The following is a 20,693-nucleotide window of genomic DNA, read 5'->3' as shown; positions in this document are numbered from 1 at the left end:
GCCCGTCAGGCCGTGCGGTCCAGGCCGACGGCGGCGAGGCGGGCGTAGTCCGGTGAGGTGCGCAGCAGCTCCTCGTGCCGGCCGGTGGCGACCACGCTGCCCTCGTCGAGCACGACGATCAGATCCGACGCCCGGACCGTCGAGATGCGGTGCGCGATGACCAGCAGCGCCCGGCGGGCGGCGATGTCCGCCATCACCCGGGTCAGCGCGTGCTCGTTGACCGCGTCCATCTGGGACGTCGGCTCGTCGAGCAGCAGCAGGGTGGGCCGGGCCAGCAGCGCGCGGGCCACGGCGACGCGCTGGCGCTCCCCGCCGGAGAGCAGTACCCCGTGGTCCCCGACGTCGGTGTCGAGGCCGGCGGGCAGGCGGCGGACGACCGCGGTGAGCCGGGCGATGTCGACGACCTCGGCGATCTCGGCGTCGGTGGCGTCCGGGCAGGCGTAGGCGAGGTTGTCGCGCAGCGAGCCGCTGAGCACCGGGGCGTCCTGCTCCACGAGGTTGACCTGCCGCCGGGTCTGGGCCCGTTCGGAGCAGCCCAGCGGCACGCCGTGGACGAGGATCTCCCCCGCGTCCGGCTCGTAGAACCGCTCGATCAGGCCCAGCACCGTCGACTTACCGGCCCCGGACGGCCCGACCAGCGCGACCTGGCCCCGCGCCGGCACGGTGAACGACAGTCCCCGCAGGACGGGCCGCTCGACGTAGGAGAACCAGACGCCGCGGAACTCCAGCGCCGGCGTCGCGGCCGCCCCGTCCCCCACCGACGCCCCGTCCCCCACCGACGCCAGGGTCCTCACCTGCGTCACGGGCCCGGCCGGTGCCGGCTCCTCCTCCGGCGGCATCGTGAACACGACGTTCACGCGTGTCAGCGCGCCCAGGCCGCGCTGGATGGTCTGCGCGGACTCGATGAGCTGCGACAGCGGCATCACCAGGTAGGTCGCGTACAGCAGGAAGGCGACCAGGTCACCCAGGGACGTCGTGCCGCGGGCGACCAGGACACCGCCGGCGAGCAGGACCACCAGGACGGAGCCCTGCACCGCGAGCTGGGTGGCGGGGGCGATCACCGCGCTGAGCCGGGCCATGCGCAGCCCGGCGCGGTAGGCGTCGTCGGCGTGCCCGCCGATGCGCTCGGTCTCCCGCTCCTCGGCGTTGCTGGCACGCACGGTGCGGATCGCGGTCAGCGCCCGTTCCAGGTCGGCGGTCATCCGCCCGATGCTCGCCTGCCCCTGCTCCGAGACGGCCCGCACCCGGGCCAGTGCCGTCAGCACGATCGCGCCGGCCACGACCACCGCGACCAGCACCAGCCCGAACAGCACCGGGCTGAGCCAGACCATCAGACCGATCGCGGCGAGCACCCCGATCACACTGGTGACGAACGTGGTCAGGCTGTAGGCCACGGCGTCCCGGACCACCGTGGTGTCCGCGTTCGAGCGGGAGAGGAGGTCACCGATGCGCTCGGCGTCGAACACGCGGATACGGAGCCGCAGCAGGTGGCCGATCAGCCTGCGCCGCAGGCCCAGCAGCACCCGCTGCCCGGTGCACTCCAGCAGGTAGTGCCCCCAGGTGTCGACGGCCGCCTCGACGAGGAAGACCGCGACGAGCACGACGATCAGCAGGACCGGCACCCCGCCGGCCCGCGCCGCGTCGATGACCGCGCGCACCAGCAGGGGCTGCGCCAGGCCGATCACCGTGCCGAACGCGGTGAGGGTGGTCGCGAACGTGATCAGCCGACCGTGCCCGCGCAGCAGCCGCCACAGGTCACCGAAACCCGGGCGGGGCCCCGGCGGCCCGGCACCAGGCGGCCTCAGGCCCGGCGGCCCGGACAACCCGGGCGGCGGGCCACCCAACGGCCCCGAGGGCCCGGGCGGCGGACCGCCGGTCGGCGGCCACGGCCGCGGGGGCGTGGTCACCTCACCCGGGCGGCCGGTCGCGGCCGCGACCGGACCGTGATCATCGGCCGGTAGGTGTCCGGCGGGACGGACTCGCCGACCATCAGGCCGTCGGCCTCCACCCAGGCGTGCGCCGCGAACGAGCCCACGGCCCGTACTCCTGTCCGCCATGTTGGCCACCTCCCCGAGACGCGGCAGACCAGCGCGGTGGCGACCGCGCGCGGCAGGCACCCGGACTGGCCGCGGCAGGTCCGGCTGACCGCCGTGACCGCCTCCATCGCCGCCAGGGTCTGCCGGTACCCGGCCGGCCGCGTCCCGGCGGCCAGCAGTTCCATCACCCGACGCAGCCGTCCCGGCGGCAGCCTGATCAGCACACGGGCGAGCGTGACGGCCAGCAGGGCGAGCGCGTCCCGGCGCAGCCACCGCCACCAGGCCCCGCCTCGCTGGGCCCCGCCTCGCTGGGCCCCGCCACGCCGGGGCCGGCGGCTCACCGGGCCAGCCCGGCCGAGCGCAGCGTCGCGACCAGCCGTTCGACGTCGGACCGCGCGGTCGCGGCATCGACGTCGAAGGCGGCGGTCACCGCGCTCACGGCCTGCGCGAGCGTCCCACCGCCGGCCAGCACGCCGACGGCGAGGTCGGCGGTGGGGTTCAGGGTCCAGTAACGGCCGGTCCGCTCGTCGAGCAGGACGGCGCCGTACTCGGTCTCGGTGCGGATCACGTGCTTGCGCAGCTGCGTCGACACGGTCAGACCCGTTCCTCTCGTCCGCCGGCGGCGCGCGGGCGCGCGCGGCCGCCGCCCCATCCGTTCGCCCCGGCCGGCGCCCCAGCCGGCGCTGTGGCCGCGTCGAGCTCGCCGGCGAGCACCTGTGCGTGGATCCGGCGCAGCTCACCGCTGGGTTCCACGCCCAGCTCCCGGGACAGCAGGTGGTAGGCGGTGCGGTAGGCGGCGAGCGCCTCGGCGCGGTGCCCGGAGCGGCATGCCGCCACCAGGAACTGGCCCCACAGCCGCTCCCGCAGCGGGTGCTGAACGGTCAGCGCCCGCAGCATCGGCAGGACCCGGTCGTACTGGCCGCGGTCGAGCAGCGCGTCGATGAGGTCCTCGTGCACCACCGCGCGCAGTTCGTGCAGGCGGGCCGACTCGGCGCGGGTGACCTCCTCGGGAAGCTCGTCGTACGGCTCGCCGCGCCACACGGCCAGCGCGTCGCCGAACAGATCGACGGCCCGGTCGCGGTCGCCGGCCCACCGGGCGTCCTGGCCGCGGCGCGCCGCGTCCTCGAAGATCCAGACGTCGACCTCGGTGGCGGCGGCGTTGAGCCGGTAGCCGCCCGGCCGGCTCTGGATGCGGCCGAGTCCGGCCGTCTCCCCCGGCGGGAGCATCTGGCGCAGGTCGGAGACGTAGGTCTTGATGTTGCCGAGGGCCGAGGGCGGCGGGTCCGCGTCCCACAGCACCGAGCGGATCCGCTCGGTGCTCGTCCAGCGGCCGCGGCTGAACAGCAGCAGCGAGAGCAGACGCCGCTTCTTCGGCTGCCCGATCGGCACGGTGTGGCCGTCGGACGCATTCACCTCCAGCGGGCCGAGGACCCGGAAGGGCAGGTGACGCCGCGGTTCCATGAGGCGTTCCTCCCCAGCGGGCGGCGGGCTTAGACGGTCCGGCCGGGGCGGCGGGGGGTCGATGTCACCTCCGTCCCGACCCGGTAGGGAATCTTCCCATCACATACAGCTCACATACAGCTCACATACAGCGACATTCCGATGACCGGGAGCACCCGAGCGATCAGTCGGGCGAATGCCGGTTGTAGGCGGCGACGGTGGCGACAAGATCACCGACCGTCGCGAAGTTGACCGCGAGGAAGGTCGGGCGCAGCCCGCGGGCGGCGCACTGCTCGGCATGCGCCGTCAGCGACGAGCTGGTGTTCACCAGCGCCGCGTCGGCGCGGGTGGCGGCGTGGTCGGTGAGCCAGTGGTTGATGAGGAGCATGGTGGGCCGGCTGGCCCCGCGGCCGATCCGGCAGCTGAAGCCCCCGGGGATCCGGACGTCGAACGGGGTGTCCGCGTTGGAGCGGTAGAAGTTGCGGTACCAGGTGCCGGGCACGTCCCCGTTCTCGGCGAAGACGACCAGGCGCCGGCCGCGGTCGATCAGCTGGCCGAGGGTCGGCCACGGCCGGCCCGGCGCGGGCGGGCGGACCAGGTACTGACCGAGGCCCGCCACCCGGAACGCGGCCATGATCGGTTCGGGCGCGACGCCGTCCTGGACGATGATGGTGATGACCTCGGCCGGGTTGCGCGCCAGCCAGCCCGCGACGCCGGCCAGCGCGTCGTCCAGGCGGGTCGCGCCGAGCTGGCAGATGCCGTGGCAGAGCCAGAGCCCGGGGCGGCTCGAACGGGCACCGGTGGCGAACGGGGCGAGCGCCTCGCGGGCCCGCGGGCGCAGCTCGGCCAGGAACGACTCGATCTCCGCGGGTGTCGTCCAGTGGTGGACGTCGAGCATCAGAGCGCGGATGCCGCTGTCGAGCTGGCCCACCAGGTCGGGGTCCTGCACCGCGCCGAGGAACCCGGCCTGCACGGACGCCATCCCGTTGTGGGTCGTCGGGTAGACCACGTCGGAGTAGCGCCGGTTGCACAGGTCCGCCCCGCCGTTGCAGAACGCGGTGCCGGTGCCCGCCTCGCCGGGGATCAGCACCCAGGACACGGCGACGAACACCGAGCAGGTCGTGCCCACCGCCACCAGGCGCCGCACGCGCCACTCGGCGCGCGACAGCCGGCGCACCACCACCGTCACGGTGCCGAGGAGGAGCCCGGCCAGGAGCGGTATCGCCGCGATCTCGCTCCAGGTCGCGCGCACGTTGGCGACCAGCACGCGGCCGACGTCTCCGGCGAGGACCCGCCCCGCCGGGGGAAGCGGCGAGTCCGGCCCGCGCAGCGGCGCGAGCGGGTCGCCGACCAGGCCGGTCACGAGGACCCCCGCGGCCAGCGCGGACAGCCCGCCCGCGACGAGCGCGGCGCCCACCAGCCGCACCGACGGTCCGCGCCGCCGGACGGCGAGACCGAGCACGCCGGCGGGCAGGGCGAAGCAGAGCGCGGCGAGGGCGAGCATGCCCGTGCCGCCGATCGTGTGGATCGTGCGGAGCACGAAGCCGGCCGGGCCGCCGGGCGCGTCCGCGAGCGGGCGGCCGAGGTCGAGGACGGTGCCGCCGGCCAGGCGCGACCGCAGGTCGGCGACGGCGGACACGTCCCCGGCGAAGATCAGCGGGCCGACGACCGCCAGCGCGGCGCCGAGATCACCGGAGCGCAGCGCGACCAGCACCTGTTCCCGCGCGACCGGCCGGTCGGCCCCGTCCACCCGGCTCACCAGCAGGTCGGTCGCCCAGGCGACCTGATCGTCGGTGAGATCGATCTCGGGCACGGAGGCGGGCGGGCGGCCCTGGCTGACCCGGTCCACACCGTCGAGGACGTCGCGCAGGGCGGCGGCGACGTCCTCTGTGCGGTACCGCGGCGCGCCCGACACCTGCCCGGCGAGGTAAACGGACGCGAGCCGCCCGATGTTGTCGAGGATCGGCCGCAGGTCGACGGCGAGGACGAACTCGGCGCGGCTGCCGTCGAGGTAGGCGGCGACGTTGTCGGCGACGCCGTCGGTCATCCCGCGCAGCGCCGACGGCGGGACGACGAGCTGCAGGTTGTCGACCATCAGGTCCGGGTCCACGGGCAGGTCGGCGAGCAGGTCACCGGTCACGTCCGTGAGCACCGGGTCGGTCAGGACCTCGTCGCCGATCCGCTCGTGCACCCGCGCCTCGTCCAGCGCGCCGCGGTAGAAACGGGCCTGCTGGGCTGTCTCGTGCACGGTCAGCAGCGCGACGCCCGCCGGGACGAAAACCGCCGACACCACCGCGACCAGGCAGACCACACCCCCGAGGCCACGCCGCCGGATCCCAACAAAACGGGCGAGCCGGGACCAGCCGGGCCGGACCCGAACCGCCCAGAGCCGGGCAGGCCGGAACCGGGCCGCCCCGAACCAGGCCGGCGAGGCTCCCCACAGCCAACCCATGGGACGCCAGATTACCGACGTCAGTAGTCGAACAGTTGACGGAATCGAGGTCATCCCACGTCCGGGCCGCTGGAATGCGTGGAGACGGGGTATCTCGGCACCGACGGCCCATGCGGGAGGCCCGTGGCCGGCCAAGGAACCGAGGTGTCCGATGACCATGCACTCGAGCCCGCCCCGTGAGCGCCCCGTTCTTGTGTGGGCGCTCACGGGGGTCGTCGTCGTCGGACTGGTGCTCGCGCTGGTCGGGATGATCCTCAACGCCTGGGTGCTGCTCGCCGTGGCCACGACGGTGGCCGTGCTCGCGGCCCTGGCTCTGTGGCCCGCGGGCGTGATGTCCCACGTCAGCACGACCCGTTCGGCGACCACCCGCGGACCGCGGTAACGGACGGGGAGGGAGAAGGCATGGACACGGCAGTGATCGATCGGCCACGTGGTCGCGACATGTGGCACGTCCCGCGGACGAAGGGTGCCCTCAGCGGGTTCCTGCTCGTGGCGCTCGGCATCTGGGGGGCCCTCATCCCGTTCGTAGGGCCCTATTTCGACTTCGGCTTCACGACGCAGACGTGGGAGTGGACGGCCAACCGCTTCTGGCTGTCCGTCCTGCCCGGCATCGTCGCGGTCGTGGGCGGGCTGATCCTGATATTCAGCCAGAACCGGGCGATGGCCGCGTTCGGCGCCACGCTGGCGACGGTCGCCGGGGTGTGGTTCGTCGTCGGGCCACCGCTGTCACAGATCTGGAACCCGGCGGCGATGGGCGTCCCGCTCGGGGGCAAGGGACTCCAGGCGCTCATCATGATCAGTTTCTTCTACGGGCTGGGCGCGGCGATGCTCTTCCTCGGCGCGAGCGCGCTCGGCCGGCTCAGCGTGGTCGGCGTCCGTGACGTCGCCACGGCGCGGCGGCGGCGCCTCGGGCATCCCGAACCGAGCCGGCACGCCCGCGGCCACCGCCGCCAGCTCCAACCGGCCGCGCCCGCATCGGACCAGGCCGTCAGGGACCAGGCCGTCAGGGATCAGGCCGCCGCGGACCAGGCGGCCGCCGGCCGGGCTGCCGCCGGGCCGGGCCTCGACGAGGCGTCGGTCTACCCGGACGAGCCCCGCCGCGCGGACACCCCGCCCGCCGGAACCCGTGAGCCCGCCGGAACCAGCGAGCCCGCCGGAACCAGCGAGCCCGCCGGGATCCGCGAGCCCGCGAGCGCCGGTGGCGGCCGGCACAGCCGCCACCACTGGTGGGAACGTTCACACTGACGCCTGCAGAGGGCCTCGCGCACACACCAGCGCCTCCGGCGGGGCTGGACTGGTAGGACGGCCAGATGAGCGACGAGAACACGGCCCGCCCGGCCCGCCCTGACGCCGACGAGCTGATCTACACGGTGGACGGCGCCATCGCGACGATCACCCTCAACCGGCCGCAGGTGAAGAACGCGTTCACCCTGACCATGATCGACCGTTGGGCGGAGGCGCTGCGGTCCGCGGCCGCCGACCCCCGGGTGCGGGTCGTCGTCGTGACCGGCGCCGGCGGCGCCTTCTGCTCGGGGATCGACCTGGCGGTGCTGGGCGGCATCGAGCCCACACCGATCGCGCGCCGGCGGATGCTCACCGAGGGCGTCCACAAGGTGGCCCGCGCCGTCCTCGACCTGGAGAAGCCGCTCATCGCGGCGATCAGCGGGGTGGCCGTCGGCGCCGGGCTCGACATGGCGCTGATGTGCGACCTGCGGTTCGCGGGGCGCTCGGCGCGACTGGCCGAGGGCTACATCAAGATCGGCCTGGTTCCCGGCGATGGCGGGTGCTACCTGCTTCCCCGCCTGGTCGGACCGGCCAAGGCGCTGGAACTGCTGCTGACCGGCGACACGGTGGACGGCGTCGAGGCCGAGCGGATCGGCATGGTGAACCGGGTCTACGAGGACGACGAGCTCCTCGACGCGACCTACGCGTTCGCCGGGCGGCTCGCGGGCATGTCCCCCATCTCCGCCGCCATGATCAAGAAGACCGTCTACCAGTCGCAGACCATGGACCTGCGCGCCAGCCTCGACATGATCGCCTCGCACATGGCGATCGTGCAGTCCACCGAGGACTACGCCGAGGCACGGGCAGCGTTCACCGAGCGGCGGACCCCCGACTTCACGGGGCGCTGATCACCCGCAGGTGCAGCTCGCGGGCGGTGAGGGCCCGGCGCAGGTCGTCGGCGGCGTCGACGACCACGCGGGAGAGCACCTGGCCGACGTCGCCGCGGCTCAACATCTCCTGAGCCGCGGCAAGCGTCCAGGCCTCGACCGCGTAACGGGGAAAGGCGGCGGCGGCCACCTGCCGGACGGCATGCGGGGAGCGGGCCGACGCCAGCGTGGGCATGTCGGCGAAGTACCGGTCGACGTAGCCGGCGGTGAGCTCGGCCTGCTCCGGTCGCCAGAAGCCCTGGGCCGTGGCCGCCACCAGCCGTACCGAGGTGGCGCGGTCCTCGGTGACGGCCTGCCACGCCCGGGCCTTGGCCGCCGGCTCGCCGATCGCCGCCCTGCTCCGCGCGGCATGCTCGGCGGCCCGGGTGCTGCGGTCGCGGTCCAGCTCGGCGGCGATCTCGGCCTCCCCGGCGGCGTCCAGGACGACCAGCCGGTCGAGCACCAGCCAGCGCAGGTCCGGGTCGACGACGAGGCCGTCGGGGACGCCACGGCCGGTGAGCCAGCCGCGCAGCTCGTCCACCTCGGACGTCCCCGCGCACCGCACCAGGCCGCGGGCCGCCGCCAGCAGCAGGCCGGACGTCCCGGCGGCACCCGCGATGACGCGGCGGCAGGCGCCGGCGAGCGCGGCGCGGGCGGCGGGTTGGTCCCGTTCGGGCAGGAAGACGTCGACGACGGTCGCGGCGGCGAAGCGCAGCGCGTCCTCGAAGACGGCGACCGAGCGTTCGGCGGGCAGCGCCCGCGCGGCGAGCGCCAGGTAGTCTGCCGCGGGCCATTCGGCGTCCCGGGTGGCGTCCGCGACGGCCGCCCACACGACAGCGCGGGCGAGCGGGTCGCCCAGCTCAGCCAGGACGGCGCCGAGGCCGGGCAGCTCCCCCGCGACGAATCTGATCTTGGCGTACGTGAGGTCCCCGTCGTTGAGCAGCAGCAGCCGGCCGGGACGGGTGCCGGCGAGCTCGGGCACCGGCGTGCGCCCGCCGGCCGGCGACGACGGAAGATCGACGAGGACACGTCGCACGAGCGTCACCGGGCCGGGAGCGCCGTCCGGGGCGTTGTCCGGGTCACTGTCGTACACGCCGATGCCGACGCGGTGCGGTCGCTCGGCGGGATGGTCCGCCGGGGCGGTCCGCGTGATCTCGACGGAGACGTAGGCACCGCTGTCGTCGAGGATCACTTCGGGACGCAGCGTGTCGACCTGCGCGCGGCGCAGCCACGCCGCGGACCACGCCGTGAGGTCCTTCCCACTGGCCCGCGCCAGCGCCGTCAGCAGGTCGTCCAGGGTGGCGTTGCCGAAGGCGTGCGCGGTGAAGTAGGCCCGCAGCCCGGCCAGGAACGCGTCGTCGCCCACCCATTCGACGAGCTGACGCAGCGCGGAGGCGCCCTTCGCGTAGGAGATCCCGTCGAAGTTGAGCAGCGCCCGTGCGGTGTCGGCGACGTCGTCGGGGGCCACCGGGTGGGTGGACGGCCGCTGGTCGGCCGCGTAGCCCCAGCTCTTGCGGCCCACCGCGAAGCTCGTCCAGGCGTCGGTGAAGCGGGTCGCCGCGGCCGTCACCCGGGTGCCCAGGTACTCGGCGAACGACTCGTTGAGCCACAGGTCGTCCCACCAGCGCATGGTCACGAAGTCGCCGAACCACATGTGCGCCATCTCGTGGGCGATCACGACGGCGCGCCGCTCGCGCTCGGCCTCGGTGACCGCGGAGCGGAACACCAGTTCGTCGCGGAAGACGACCAGGCCCGGGTTCTCCATCGCGCCCATGTTGAACTCGGGCACGAACGCCTGGTCGTACTTCCCGAACGGGTACCGGATGCCGAAAAGCTCGTGGTAGTGGTCGAGGCAGCCGGTGGTGATCTCGAAGATCTCGGCCGCCTGGGCGTCCAGGTACGGCGCGAGCGACCGCCGACACACCAGCCCCAGCGCCACCCCGTCGTGGGTCGCGCTCCACACCTGGTACGGCCCGGCGACGAGAGAGACCACATAGGTAGACAGAGGGGCGGTGGGCGCGAACTCCCAGCGCCCCGGGCCGACCCGGGTGCCGGCGCCGTTCCCCCGCACCTCCCAGGACGGCGGGGAGGTCACCGTCAGGCTCAGCGGCGCCTTGAGGTCGGGCTGGTCGAAGCAGGCGAAGATCCGCGCGGCGTCGTCGAGGAAGGACTGCGCGTAGAGGTAGACCTCGCCGTCCTCGGCGTCGGTGAACCGGTGCAGCCCCTCACCGGTGTTCGTGCACTCCATGGTCGCCCGCACCTCGAGGGTGTTGTCGGCGAGCAGGTCGGGCAGCACGAGCCGGCCCCCGGCGACGGCACCCGGGCCGAGGTCGCGCCCGTTGAGCCGGGCAAGCTCGACCCCGATCGCCTTGAGCTCGGCGAACGTGGCCGCGCCGGGTTGCCGGCACGAGAACGAGACCGTGGTGGTCGAGGTGAACCGCGGGCCGGACGAGGTCCCGGTCAGGTCCAGGTCGACGTGGTACGAGTGGACCTGGACGAGCGCGGCTCGGGCCACGGCCTCGGCTTGGCTCAGCGGTTGCATCTGCCCGACGGTAGTGCCCGGCCCGCCCCACCGCGCCTGTCGGGTTCCGCGCGCGCCCTCGACCGCACCCGTCCCGTCCGGAACCGGCCCAGGGCCGCGCCGCTCAGGACCACACCGGCAAAATCGGACCAATGACGAGCAGCGCCGCCCAGCGCGACGACGCCCCCGGGCACCGGCCTCCGCGCGGGACGTCCCCCGCCCAGGTCACGCTCGACGAACTCACCCGCCCCGGAGGCGAGGTGCTCACCGACCGCAAGGGCCGGCTGGTCGTCCGGCACGGTGATCTCGTCGTCAAGACACACATGGCCGAGGAGGAGCTCCAGCCGCTGCTCGCGCGGCTGCGGCTGGCCGCTGATCCACGGCTCGGCGACATACTGCTGTCTCCCCTGCGCATCCGGGGCGGCCACGGCGGCCTGCTCGCCCCGGTCGGCGGCCGTCTCGTCAGCGCCTGGCCGGCCGGGAGGGCGCTGCGCGTCGACGAGGTGGAGGCCCGCGTCGAGGACGCGCCATGGACGGCGGCCGCCGCGCTGCTCGCCCGCCTGCACGCCACGGACCTGACCGCGCTCGCCCCGGCGCACGTCCCGGCGGCCGGCGTCTGTACCCGCCTGCGGCGCTCGCTGGACCGCATGGAAGCCGCCGTGGCCCGCGCCACCCGGGCTGGCGCCGCCTCGGACGCGTCGGTGCGCGAGATCGAGCGGCTGGCGGACGAAGTCCGGCGGGCCTACCCGACGCTGCCGTCCTGGCTCGGGCGGACGCCGGCCCGCCCGGGTACGGCGCCGGCCCTCATCCACGGCGACTGGCATCTCGGCCAGGTCGTCCGGGTGGCCTCCGCTCCGGCCAGCGCCGCGGACGCCGGATGGCGCATCGTGGACGTCGATGACCTGGGCTGGGGGGATCCCGCCTGGGATCTGGCCCGTCCGGCGGCCTGGTTCGCCGCGGGCATCCTGCCCGCCGAGGTCTGGGGAACCTTCCTCGGCGCCTACCGGGAGGCCGGCGGCCCGGCGGCGGGCCCCGACGGCGATCCGTGGGAGGCCCTGGACGGCCCGGCGCGGGCGGTGGCCGTGCAGTACGCGGCCGGTGCCGTCACCGACCTCGCCACTGACGGCACCCCGTTCGACGAGGGCGCCGACGCTTTCGTGGCCTGCGCCCGCCGGATGTGGTCGGGACACTGACAGCCACGAGCGTGGTCAGGACACTGACAGCCGCGAAAAGTACGGACCGACACGACCCGCCCGGTAGGCTGCTGCCGTGAGTTACCAGACCATGGTGTGTCCGAAGTGTCACGGATCCATGCGGACCTACAACCGCAACGGCGTCCAGATCGAGCAGTGCGACAACTGCCGCGGGATCTTCCTCGACTACGGCGAGCTCGAGGCGCTCACCCGCCTGGAGTCGCAGTGGGCGCAGCCGGCGCAGCCGCCTCCGCCGATGGCGCCCGGCGGCCACTACGCCCCGCCGGCCTGGGGCTCGCACGGCCACGGCCACGGGTACGGCCACGGCCGCCTCACCCGGATGTTGTTCTCCTCCTGACGGTCTCCCCACGACGGCCGGCGGCTGAACGCGGACGCCTACCTCCCGCCACCAGCGGGTATCGCCTCCAGGGACTCCCGTAAGGCGGCCCAGGGAGGCAGCAATGCCCGCGACGGCCCGGTATCCGCGCGACCTGTCCGCCGGCTCGCCGACGGTCGACCCGCTCCACACCGAGCAGTGCGGCGCGGTCGTGGCCGGGCTGATGTCGGTCGCCCGGCACCGGCTCGGGATGGAGCTGGCCGTCATCACCCGCCGGGTGGCCGACGTCCTGGTCGTCGAGCACTATGACGGCGACATCGAGTCGTTCGGCATCGCCGTGGGCACGACCGCCAGCTACGAGCGGACGCGGGCCGCACTCGGGGGACGTCTGCCGCAGGTCGTCCGCTACGCCGGGCGGGACGGGCGCACCGCGGACCCGGCGCTGCGCGACCGCGACGCGTCGTTCCTGGCTCTGATCGCCGACGCGCTGTCGAACTGCGTCTCCGACCACCGTGGCGACTGGCGCGAGCAGGACCGCGTCTGGCGCCGGATCAGCCGGCTGATCGACGACGGCGGGCCGGCGATGGTCTTCCAGCCGATCTACGACCGGGCGACGCTCGACATCGCCGGTGTGGAGGCCCTCTCCCGCTGCCCCGGCACCGGCACCGCCGGCTCGGACGAGTCGTCCCCGCAGCGGTGGTTCACCGACGCGGCGTCCGTCGGGCTGGGCGTCGAGCTGGAGGTCGCGGCGATCCGCAACGCGCTCGCGGCGCTGCCATGGCTGCCCGCCGGGCTGCCGCTGTCCGTGAACGCGTCACCGGCCGCCATCGTGTCGGGCGCGCTGATCGACCTGCTCGCCACCATCCCGCCGGAGCGGGTGATCATCGAGGTGACCGAACACAGCCGCATCGACGACTACCCGACGGTCATGCTCGCGCTCGACGCCCTGCGCGGCCGCGGGGTACGCGCCGCGCTCGACGACGTGGGCGCCGGCTACGCGGGCCTGCACCAGCTGCTACAGCTCAGGCCGGACATCATCAAGATGGACCAGAGCATCATCCGGAAGATCGGGGAGGACGCCCCGGCCTGCCGGGCGCTGGTCACCGCGCTCGTGTGTTTCGCGGAGGACATCGGCGCGACCGTGCTCGCCGAGGGCGTGGAGACGTCCAGGGAGCTGGAGGTCCTCGGCGAGGCCGGGGTCCATCAGGTCCAGGGCTTCCTGCTGGCCCGCCCGGGCATGCTCGCGTCCGGCCCACCGCCTGGGACGAGCGGCACGCGGACCATCCCGACACCGACGGGTACCCGAACACTCACACAACGTGAGCTTGCTGGCTACCGGAACGCGTGGCCGCCGGGGTAGACCACGCCAGAGGGCACACGTCACCGCCGGCTCCGCTACCGTGCGGTCCGTGGCAGGTCGATCTCATGGCTGACCCCGGGAACACAGACATCACCCACCAGGAGGCCGGCGGCCCGGTGGTCACCGTGGTCGGCATCGGCGACGACGGCTGGGACGGCCTCACCCGGACCGCCCGCGACGAACTGTCACGGGCCGAGGTCATCATGGGCTCCGAACGGCAGCTCGGCCTGCTCCCCGCCGCGGTCCGCGCCCGCCAGGTGCGCTGGCCGTCGCCACTGGTGCCCGCACTGGCGAAGCTGGTCGACGCGCACGCCGGCACGCGGGTCTGCGCGCTGGCCAGCGGCGACCCGATGTTCTTCGGCCTGGGAACAACCCTCGTCCGGGAGCTGGGCGCCGCCCGCGTCCGGGTGCTCCCCCATCCGTCATCGGTCTCCCTCGCCTGCGCCCGCCTGGGCTGGGCGCTGGACACGACCGAGATCGTCAGCCTGGTCGCCCGTCCCCTGGCCGCGGTGCACCCGGCGCTCACCGCCGGCCGGCGGCTGCTCGTCCTGAGCGCGGACCGCCGGACGCCCGCGCAACTGTGCCGGCTGCTCACCGACCGCGGCTTCGGTGGGAGCACGGTCACGATCTTCGAGCACCTGGGCGGCCCGGCGGAACGCCGCCGGGACACCCGGGCAAGCGCCCTCGGCGGCGCCCGCTCCGAGACCCGCTCCGAGGCGCGCGTCGACGAGGGCACCGCGACCTCGGCCGACAGCTCGGACGCCGGCCCCGACTCCACCGCCGACCTCAACCTGGTCGCGCTGGAGCTGACCGCCGGGCCGGAGACCCGCCACCTCCCCCGAATCCCGGGGCTGCCCGACGACGTCTTCGAGCACGACGGCCAGCTCACCAAGCGGGAGATCCGCGCCGTCACCCTCGCCCGGCTGGCGCCGGCCCCCGGCGAGCTGCTGTGGGACGTCGGCGCCGGCTGCGGCAGCATCTCCATCGAGTGGATGCGGGCCCACCCTGCCTGCCGGGCCGTCGCCGTCGAGCCCCACGCCGACCGCGTCCGCATGATCGGCCGAAACGCCGAGGCGCTCGGCGTGCCGGCACTGCGGGTCGTCGCGGCGACCGCCCCCGCCGCCCTCGACGACCTGGCCGACGAGACCGGCGTCCCCGACGCGGTGTTCATCGGCGGCGGGCTGACCGCGCCGGACACGATCACCCGCAGCTGGGAGGCGCTGCGCCCCGGCGGCCGCCTGGTCGCCAACGCGGTCACCATCGAATCCGAGGTCATCCTGGCGAAGTGGCACGCCCGGCACGGCGGGGATCTCATCCGGCTGGCGGTGAGCCGTGCGTCACCCGTCGGCGGCTTCGCCGGCTGGCGCCCGATGATGCCTGTCACCCAGTGGGCGGCGACCCGTCCCCACGATCAGTAGGGCTCCATATCCGTAGGGCCCCGGACGCACGGCGGGCTGTGTCACGGCCAGCCCGCCCCTGGCACGTCGACCTGGGTGACGAGCACCTGCCCGGAGCCCGGGGAGACCATCTCGGCTTCGGTCATGCCCCGCCATTCGGCGGCCACCATGAACAGCTCCGTCCCGTCGGGACCGCCGAGCGCGCAGGCGAAGCAGCCACGGTCCAGCTCGACGGTCCGCAGCACCGTGCCGCCCTCGGCGACCCGCACACACCGTTGGTTGGGCACGTCGGCGTACCAGACCGCGTTCTGCGCGTCGACGCAGATGCCGTCCGGGGCACCTACGCCGAGGTCGGCCCAGACCCGGCGGTTGGACAGCCCGCCGTCGGCGCCGATGTCGAAGGCCAACAGGCAGTGGCGGTACGAGTCCGCGACGATCAGGGTCGCGTTGTCGGAGGTCACCGCCATCCCGTTGGGGAAGGCGACGTTGTCGGCCACCTGGCGCACCGAGCCGTCCACCGTGACGACAACGACGGAGCCGGGCCCGAACGACTCCCCGCCCACCGGGTCGAAACCGACCTGGTTGACGTAGGCGTTGCCTCGCCCGTCCACCACGATGTCGTTCCAGCCGACCCCACCAAGGTCGGCGTGGGTGACGAGGGCCCCGTCAGGCTCCCGCCGCAGCAGCAGTCCGGCCGCGGACGAGACGATCAGCAGCCGGCCGTCCGGCAGCCAGGCGGTGCACAGCGGCAGCGACTTCACCCGCGCGACCACCTCGCTTCCGCCGGCGAGATCGACGGCGACGATCTCGCCCGCCGACCAGTCCGAGAGGTACAACCGCTCACCATGCCAGCGCGGCGATTCGACCAGGCCACGCCCGGTGAGCAACGTCCGTATCTCGTTCACGGTGCTCCTCTGCTGCCAGCACGGTGCCGGCTGCTCACACGGGCCAACGCAGAACGCGGGGCCCCCTCTGGACGCTCGTAGTCGATCAGCACGTCGACGCGCGTTCCCCGGGCGCGGCGGAAGCCTGGTAAAGCGCCTGGCCGGGCAGGTAGCGCGCCTCGTAGCGTTCACGGACCGCGTCGGGTGAACCAAACAGGGCGACGTCGCGGCGCAGCGCACGGCGCAGCGATTCGGCAGGGCTGATCTGAAGGAACACGCTGAGATCCCGATAATCGCGCAGCTCGCCCCGGAGGAGGAAGACACCGTCGACGATGAGCACCGCATCGCTCGCCGCCTCGCGTCGTCTTGCCGGCCGCGTCCGGACCGTCGATCGCGACACGCAGCACTCGGTCCGGGCATGTGCCCACCATCAGCTCGACGAGCGCACGCACGACGCAGTCGCGAGTCGAACCCACACCAGGATCGACGATCATGCGACGTGACAGTAGCAGCACCCCACCGGAGATCACGATCGCCGCGCTACGGCCGAGGACGTACGGATCCACCGAACGCGGGGCGGATGGAATCCCTGCTCATCCGCCGAGCCGCGGCCGCGCTGCGATGCAGGGCCTGCCGGCGGGGCGAATGCGCAGGGGTGGCAACGGCGGTTTCAGCAGTGGAACAGCCGGGTCCCCTTTTCGGCCTGAAAGATCGACAGCGAACGAGGGGCCGTCAACATCGTTGACTATCTTGTCCCAGGGATGCGCGAGTTCCTGACTGGCCGATTTCCGACTGGCGCAGGAACTACCACAATCCTGCTCCCGGGCACCGACCTCCCGCATTAACGTCCTTCCACGTGACCAGCCAGATCCGTGAAATCCTGCCGCCGGCGACAGCCTCAGCGTTCCCCGCGCTTTCCCAGCTACGGCCCACGCTGGTGGGCACGGCCGACTTCGTCCGTATCGTCGACGAGGTGCAACGCCTGGAGGGCTACCGGCTGGTCGGCGTGTTCGAACGGGGCCAGCCGAGTGCGCCGGCCGTCGCCGGCTTCCGAGTCCGCCACTCCCTGTCCGCCGGCCGATTCCTCTACGTCGACGACCTTTCCACGATCGCGAGCGCCCGACGGCAGGGATACGCCAGACGTCTACTCGACTGGCTCCTCGACGAGGCGCGACAGCTCGAGTGCGCGCAGGTACACCTGGACTCCGGCGTCGGACTCGACCGGGCCGACGCGCACCGGCTGTACCTCAACACCGGCATGACCATCACCGCACACCACTTCGCCGTCCCGCTCCGCCTCGCAACATAACGCCGCGAGATCCACACCACTCCCCCGACGCACGCAACTTTGGAGCTTCCAGAGGATCACCCGGGTGGGCCGCTGACGCACATGGCACAGGTATTTTCATGATCCGAAGGCTTGGGGCGCAGTAGCGTCGCGGGCGTGGCCCCCTCTCCGACTGCCCGGTTACGGTTTCGTCAGATGGAGCCAGCAGGTGCCCGCACTTCCCGGCGCAGTACACAACCACCGTGGACGCGGTCAAAATGGTAGCCTCGCGCCGGCCACGTTCAGACATCGGCGAGAGACTATTGCAGAGTCACCCGAGCCCCCGTCTGTCCGAAAACGGCTGGCTGCCCGATCGCTGGCCGGAGGGAGAATGCACAGCCCAGGACAGGAGCCTCGACGCGAGGCTGAACGATCTTGCCTAGTTCGAGCTGCGTCCCGCCGGTGTAACACTTCAGGATCAGGGCGTCAGCTACGGCTGCACCGACAGCACCAACATCCCGTATGCCTCGCGCCTGTACTCCGCGGGCACGGTCGACGAGGTAGCGGACTTCTACCGCCGCGCCGCGCCCGCGGCGGGCTGGAAGCTGGAGCACGCCGACGAGATCAATCCCGGTCAACGTGTTTACTTCGGGGCACGGCTGTGCTTTTCCCGGTCGATCGAAGGTGTCATCGTGTTTCTGTCCGTGGGGTTTCCGGGCAGCCTCGACGAAGGGCCAGAATATATTCTCGGCCCAGATCCCCGCGACTTCGACCTATTTGCGTTGGCGGACCCGGAACACACCTCCAGGGGCCACTAAAGATGCCCGTACCCGTACCCGTACGATGGTGGCAGGAGCCACGGCGTGCTGTTCCAGCCACATGCGCCACCAGGACTCCTGTCCGCCCGCGCGACCCTGGACGCCGAGCTGGATCGCCACCTGGGCCAGGCGGGGCCGCGGTGACGGACACGCTGCACGTCGGGTACTGCGCCACCCCCGTCACGGGATGTAGCACCACCTGCCAGGAGTGGTCGACATCCTGTATCCGCCGGTACGCGGGACGCGACCCGAAGGCGCCGGGGTCGATCGCGGCGGATGACGGCCGGATACGACGGCTGCCCGGGTCAGATGCGAATGTTCTGCGGGATACTCCGCCGGTGACTCGGACAACGAGCGATCAGAGCGACGAAAGCGACCGCGCGGGCAGGACGCCCTCCGGCGGACAAGGCGCCAGCCCCGCCCCAGCCGGGACCGTCACCGGCCAGGATCCGGCCTCGTCCGGAACTGGTCGCTGGGGGATGACGATTCCGCTGGCCGATGCGCCCCTGACGGACCTGCCCGCACTGTGCGGGCGACTGGCGGACGCCGGCTACACCGACGTCTGGTCGTCCGAGGCAACCACGACGGACGGGATCGTTCCGCTGGCGCTCGCCGCCGGCGAACCACGGCTGCGGCTCGGCAGCGCGATCGTGTCGGCCTACACCCGCGGCCCGGCGCTGCTCGCCCAGACCGCGGCGACAATGGCCGCCGCCGCGCCGGGCCGGTTCGTCCTCGGACTCGGCACGTCGTCGGATGTGATCGTTTCGAACTGGAACTCCATCCCGTTCAGCCGCCCGTGCCAGCGGATGCTGGACACCGTCCGGTTCCTGCGCCGGGCCTTCGCCGGCGAGAAGATCAGCGAGGAGTTCCCGTCCTTCACGGTCCGCGGCTTCCGGCTCGGCGTCGTACCGTCCGCCCCGCCGAAGATCATGGTCGCCGCACTGCGACCTCGGATGCTCGAGTTCGCCGGTCGCGAGGCGGACGGAGTGATCCTTAACTGGCTTTCGCCGGCCGACTGCGACACCGTCCTGCCGCACGTGCGTGAACACAACTCTGACGCCGAGGTGGTCGCCCGGATCTTCGTGTACGTGCACGACGACCCGGCAGCCGCCCGCCCTCTGCTCAGGAAGATGATCGCCGCCTACCTGACGGTGCCGGTGTACCGGGAGTTCCACCTGTGGCTCGGCCGCCAGGCGGCGCTGGAGGGCATGTGGAGCGCGTGGGCGGCCGGCGATCGCAAGGCCGCCCTGGCCGCGATCCCGGACGAGGTCGTGGACGAGCTGATCGTGCACGGGACGGTCGAGCAGTGCCGGGCCGGCCTGCGACGGTACGTCGAACACGGGGTGACCACCCCGGTCCTCTCGATCGTGAACGGCGACCCCAACCCGATGGACCTCGCGTCCGCGCTCGCCGCGGACTAAGTTCCCGCACCTGCCGACCCGTCGCCACCTCCCACAACCGCAGCGGCGAGGTGGGGCCCTTGTTTCCGGCGCGGGGTGCCCTCGCACGGGCGTGCGGCGCTGGCCGGGGTGGAGGCGGGCCCGCAACGAGACGAGAGCCCATACGTCCCATCGCCTCGACGAACACCTGCGGCGGGCTACCGGACAGCGTGATCTCGCGGATGGGATCATCCGACCCCAGTCTCAATCGTTGTGTCGCCGAGATCGGGTCGCCGGCCGCCCGGGCGCGGTAGGACAGGATCCACGCCCCTGCGGGCTTGCCCAGGTTCACCTCGATACCCCACTCGTAATCAGATCCGGGCGCCCCGTCGGTGGCTGCCGCCAAAATCCCGTTTTCCACGGATGTCCTGCTGGCCTTCCCGCCGGCTTGTGGCGCCCGTCCGCCGCCGCGCCGAAAGCGAGGTGCCCCAGCGAACAGAGGCCGCCGGGGGTCGGTCTTCGGGCGGGTCGATCGGGGTGGTCACTTGGACTGCAGCGCCGCGATCACGATGGCGCGAAGAATCTCGAAGATGGTGGCGGCGAGGAGTTCGCTGAGGCCGAGAAATCCGAGATACAAGCCGAGGGCGAGGACGGCCAGGACACGAAAGGCCGCACCCAGCCCAGCGGGGAAGATATCGAAGACAGAGTCCGCCGCCTGTTCGCAACGAGAAATCTTCCCGGGCCGAATGTGAACTTGGTGTGGTCTCGTTGGGTTCGTGCTTGTCGGGGTGGCGCGCACACCTTTATGGTCGAACGTGTGTTCGATCCTATGGTGGGGTGGGTGCCGGTGCCATGAATGCCGTGCGGAGTGCGAAGGTCGACGAGGACGGTTCCGGTTCCCGTGACTTCTCGGAGACGGAGGGGGTGTTCGAGGGGCGGGTGCGTGGGCTGCTGGTGCGGATCGGTGCGGCGGTCCGGTCGATAGCGGCGGGGAACGCGGACCTGCTGGGGCTGTTGGCGCAGTTCGCCGACCTGCGGCCGCCGGCGGCCGGCCGGGAGGTTCTGTTCGACGAGTTCGTTCCGGAGGACGTCGCGGCGGTGCTGGGGGTGTCCTCGCAGGCCGCGGCGGGTCAGATGCTGTTCGCGTGCACGGTGGCGCGCCGGCTGCCCCACGCGGTGGAGGCGTTGAAGTCCGGGGTGCTGGACGTGCAGCGGTTGCGCTCGTTGGAGAACGCGGTCCGCCCCTTGGACGGTCTGCTCGCGGCGCAGGTCGAGGCGCGGGTGCTGGCCGGGGGTGCGCGGCCGACCCGGGGGGCGTTCACGGATGCGTGCCGCCGTGCCGTGCACACGGTGGATCCGGCCGGGGCGGCCGCACGCGCGCGGGCCCGGAGGAAGGAACGGCGGGTGTGGGTCTCGCCGGGGGAGGACGGGGCCAGTTGCCTCCTCGGCGGTGCTGCCC

General features: G+C 73.0%; 19 protein-coding genes. 10 read left to right on the top strand and 9 right to left on the bottom strand.

All coding sequences use genetic code 11. The features are described 5' to 3' along the window. Nucleotides 1-5: 5 nt before the first annotated feature. The 5 genes from AC559T_RS06765 to AC559T_RS06745 all read right to left on the bottom strand — a co-directional run bounded on the left by AC559T_RS06765 (nucleotide 6) and on the right by AC559T_RS06745 (nucleotide 5,928). Complete coding sequence (locus AC559T_RS06765) at nucleotides 6-1,907, bottom strand: ABC transporter ATP-binding protein (protein ID WP_131626922.1); 1,902 nt, start codon at nucleotides 1,905-1,907, stop codon at nucleotides 6-8. After that, complete coding sequence (locus AC559T_RS06760; protein ID WP_498868130.1) at nucleotides 1,904-2,377, bottom strand: lasso peptide biosynthesis B2 protein; 474 nt, start codon at nucleotides 2,375-2,377, stop codon at nucleotides 1,904-1,906. Before AC559T_RS06760 ends, AC559T_RS06765 begins: the two co-directional genes overlap by 4 nt. Further along, on the bottom strand, nucleotides 2,374-2,628 hold the full coding sequence (locus AC559T_RS06755; protein ID WP_071063678.1) for a lasso peptide biosynthesis PqqD family chaperone: 255 nt from the start codon (nucleotides 2,626-2,628) through the stop codon (nucleotides 2,374-2,376). The genes AC559T_RS06760 and AC559T_RS06755 overlap by 4 nt, the downstream gene beginning before the upstream one ends. Nucleotides 2,629-2,630: 2 nt before the next feature. Next, entirely contained in the window at nucleotides 2,631-3,497 is an 867-nt protein-coding gene (locus AC559T_RS06750; protein ID WP_071063680.1) for an AfsR/SARP family transcriptional regulator, read from the bottom strand. A gap of 163 nt (nucleotides 3,498-3,660) precedes the next feature. Next, a complete protein-coding gene (locus AC559T_RS06745; protein WP_498868129.1) occupies nucleotides 3,661-5,928 on the bottom strand; it encodes a phosphoinositide-specific phospholipase C-related protein in 2,268 nt (755 codons plus the stop codon). Between the two features lie 151 nt (nucleotides 5,929-6,079). On the opposite strand from AC559T_RS06745, the gene AC559T_RS06740 reads away from it, so the two are divergent. From AC559T_RS06740 to AC559T_RS06730, 3 genes are all read left to right on the top strand, one after another. Beyond that, complete coding sequence (locus AC559T_RS06740; RefSeq protein WP_071063682.1) at nucleotides 6,080-6,310, top strand: hypothetical protein; 231 nt, start codon at nucleotides 6,080-6,082, stop codon at nucleotides 6,308-6,310. Nucleotides 6,311-6,330: 20 nt separating this feature from the next. Next, a complete protein-coding gene (locus AC559T_RS06735) occupies nucleotides 6,331-7,173 on the top strand; it encodes a hypothetical protein (protein ID WP_498868128.1) in 843 nt (280 codons plus the stop codon). Nucleotides 7,174-7,238: 65 nt separating this feature from the next. Next, entirely contained in the window at nucleotides 7,239-8,060 is an 822-nt protein-coding gene (locus tag AC559T_RS06730) for an enoyl-CoA hydratase/isomerase family protein (protein ID WP_071063684.1), read from the top strand. Here the strand turns inward: AC559T_RS06730 and pepN are convergent. Continuing rightward, on the bottom strand, nucleotides 8,047-10,620 hold the full coding sequence (gene pepN, locus AC559T_RS06725; RefSeq protein WP_498868127.1) for an aminopeptidase N: 2,574 nt from the start codon (nucleotides 10,618-10,620) through the stop codon (nucleotides 8,047-8,049). The two genes, AC559T_RS06730 and pepN, sit on opposite strands and share 14 nt — an antisense overlap. Nucleotides 10,621-10,751: 131 nt before the next feature. On the opposite strand from pepN, the gene AC559T_RS06720 reads away from it, so the two are divergent. From AC559T_RS06720 to cbiE, 4 genes are all read left to right on the top strand, one after another. Further along, nucleotides 10,752-11,792, top strand: coding sequence for a phosphotransferase family protein (locus AC559T_RS06720; protein ID WP_498868126.1), 1,041 nt, complete (start codon nucleotides 10,752-10,754; stop codon nucleotides 11,790-11,792). Nucleotides 11,793-11,883: 91 nt separating this feature from the next. Further along, nucleotides 11,884-12,150, top strand: coding sequence for a TFIIB-type zinc ribbon-containing protein (locus tag AC559T_RS06715; RefSeq protein WP_071063896.1), 267 nt, complete (start codon nucleotides 11,884-11,886; stop codon nucleotides 12,148-12,150). A gap of 103 nt (nucleotides 12,151-12,253) precedes the next feature. Beyond that, a complete protein-coding gene (locus AC559T_RS06710; RefSeq protein WP_498868125.1) occupies nucleotides 12,254-13,489 on the top strand; it encodes an EAL domain-containing protein in 1,236 nt (411 codons plus the stop codon). A 65-nt stretch (nucleotides 13,490-13,554) separates the two neighbouring features. Then, the gene (gene cbiE, locus AC559T_RS06705; protein WP_498868124.1) at nucleotides 13,555-14,907 is read left to right on the top strand and encodes a precorrin-6y C5,15-methyltransferase (decarboxylating) subunit CbiE; all 1,353 of its coding nucleotides are present in this window, start codon (nucleotides 13,555-13,557) and stop codon (nucleotides 14,905-14,907) included. Between the two features lie 41 nt (nucleotides 14,908-14,948). Here the strand turns inward: cbiE and AC559T_RS06700 are convergent, their stop codons facing one another. Further along, entirely contained in the window at nucleotides 14,949-15,791 is an 843-nt protein-coding gene (locus AC559T_RS06700) for an SMP-30/gluconolactonase/LRE family protein (RefSeq protein WP_112104703.1), read from the bottom strand. 85 nt (nucleotides 15,792-15,876) lie between these two features. After that, the gene (locus tag AC559T_RS06695) at nucleotides 15,877-16,110 is read right to left on the bottom strand and encodes a hypothetical protein (RefSeq protein ID WP_498868123.1); all 234 of its coding nucleotides are present in this window, start codon (nucleotides 16,108-16,110) and stop codon (nucleotides 15,877-15,879) included. A gap of 516 nt (nucleotides 16,111-16,626) precedes the next feature. On the opposite strand from AC559T_RS06695, the gene AC559T_RS06690 reads away from it, so the two are divergent. Both AC559T_RS06690 and AC559T_RS06685 read left to right on the top strand, forming a co-directional pair. Next, a complete protein-coding gene (locus tag AC559T_RS06690) occupies nucleotides 16,627-17,079 on the top strand; it encodes a GNAT family N-acetyltransferase (protein ID WP_498868122.1) in 453 nt (150 codons plus the stop codon). Between the two features lie 1,255 nt (nucleotides 17,080-18,334). Further along, complete coding sequence (locus AC559T_RS06685) at nucleotides 18,335-19,276, top strand: LLM class F420-dependent oxidoreductase (RefSeq protein ID WP_498868121.1); 942 nt, start codon at nucleotides 18,335-18,337, stop codon at nucleotides 19,274-19,276. 499 nt (nucleotides 19,277-19,775) lie between these two features. Here AC559T_RS06685 and AC559T_RS06680 read toward each other — a convergent pair whose 3' ends face one another. Beyond that, entirely contained in the window at nucleotides 19,776-20,033 is a 258-nt protein-coding gene (locus AC559T_RS06680; protein WP_498868120.1) for a hypothetical protein, read from the bottom strand. Nucleotides 20,034-20,086: 53 nt separating this feature from the next. On the opposite strand from AC559T_RS06680, the gene AC559T_RS06675 reads away from it, so the two are divergent. Then, nucleotides 20,087-20,693: DUF222 domain-containing protein (locus AC559T_RS06675; RefSeq protein WP_498868119.1), on the top strand; the 607-nt coding region annotated here is incomplete at its 3' end.

Source organism: Frankia sp. Hr75.2, assembly GCF_949319125.1.
GTDB classification, from domain to species: Bacteria; Actinomycetota; Actinomycetes; order Frankiales; family Frankiaceae; genus Parafrankia; species Parafrankia soli.
This window is presented reverse-complemented; position numbering and strand designations above follow the sequence as displayed.

Coding starts and splice junctions, on each gene's coding strand:
- AC559T_RS06750 (WP_071063680.1), bottom strand. CDS start 3,497: ATGGAACCGCGGCGTCACCTGCCCTTCCGGGTCCTCGGCCCGCTGGAG.
- AC559T_RS06745 (WP_498868129.1), bottom strand. CDS start 5,928: ATGGGTTGGCTGTGGGGAGCCTCGCCGGCCTGGTTCGGGGCGGCCCGG.
- AC559T_RS06740 (WP_071063682.1), top strand. CDS start 6,080: ATGACCATGCACTCGAGCCCGCCCCGTGAGCGCCCCGTTCTTGTGTGG.
- AC559T_RS06735 (WP_498868128.1), top strand. CDS start 6,331: ATGGACACGGCAGTGATCGATCGGCCACGTGGTCGCGACATGTGGCAC.
- AC559T_RS06730 (WP_071063684.1), top strand. CDS start 7,239: ATGAGCGACGAGAACACGGCCCGCCCGGCCCGCCCTGACGCCGACGAG.
- pepN (WP_498868127.1), bottom strand. CDS start 10,620: ATGCAACCGCTGAGCCAAGCCGAGGCCGTGGCCCGAGCCGCGCTCGTC.
- AC559T_RS06720 (WP_498868126.1), top strand. CDS start 10,752: ATGACGAGCAGCGCCGCCCAGCGCGACGACGCCCCCGGGCACCGGCCT.
- AC559T_RS06715 (WP_071063896.1), top strand. CDS start 11,884: ATGGTGTGTCCGAAGTGTCACGGATCCATGCGGACCTACAACCGCAAC.
- AC559T_RS06710 (WP_498868125.1), top strand. CDS start 12,254: ATGCCCGCGACGGCCCGGTATCCGCGCGACCTGTCCGCCGGCTCGCCG.
- cbiE (WP_498868124.1), top strand. CDS start 13,555: ATGGCTGACCCCGGGAACACAGACATCACCCACCAGGAGGCCGGCGGC.
- AC559T_RS06685 (WP_498868121.1), top strand. CDS start 18,335: ATGACGATTCCGCTGGCCGATGCGCCCCTGACGGACCTGCCCGCACTG.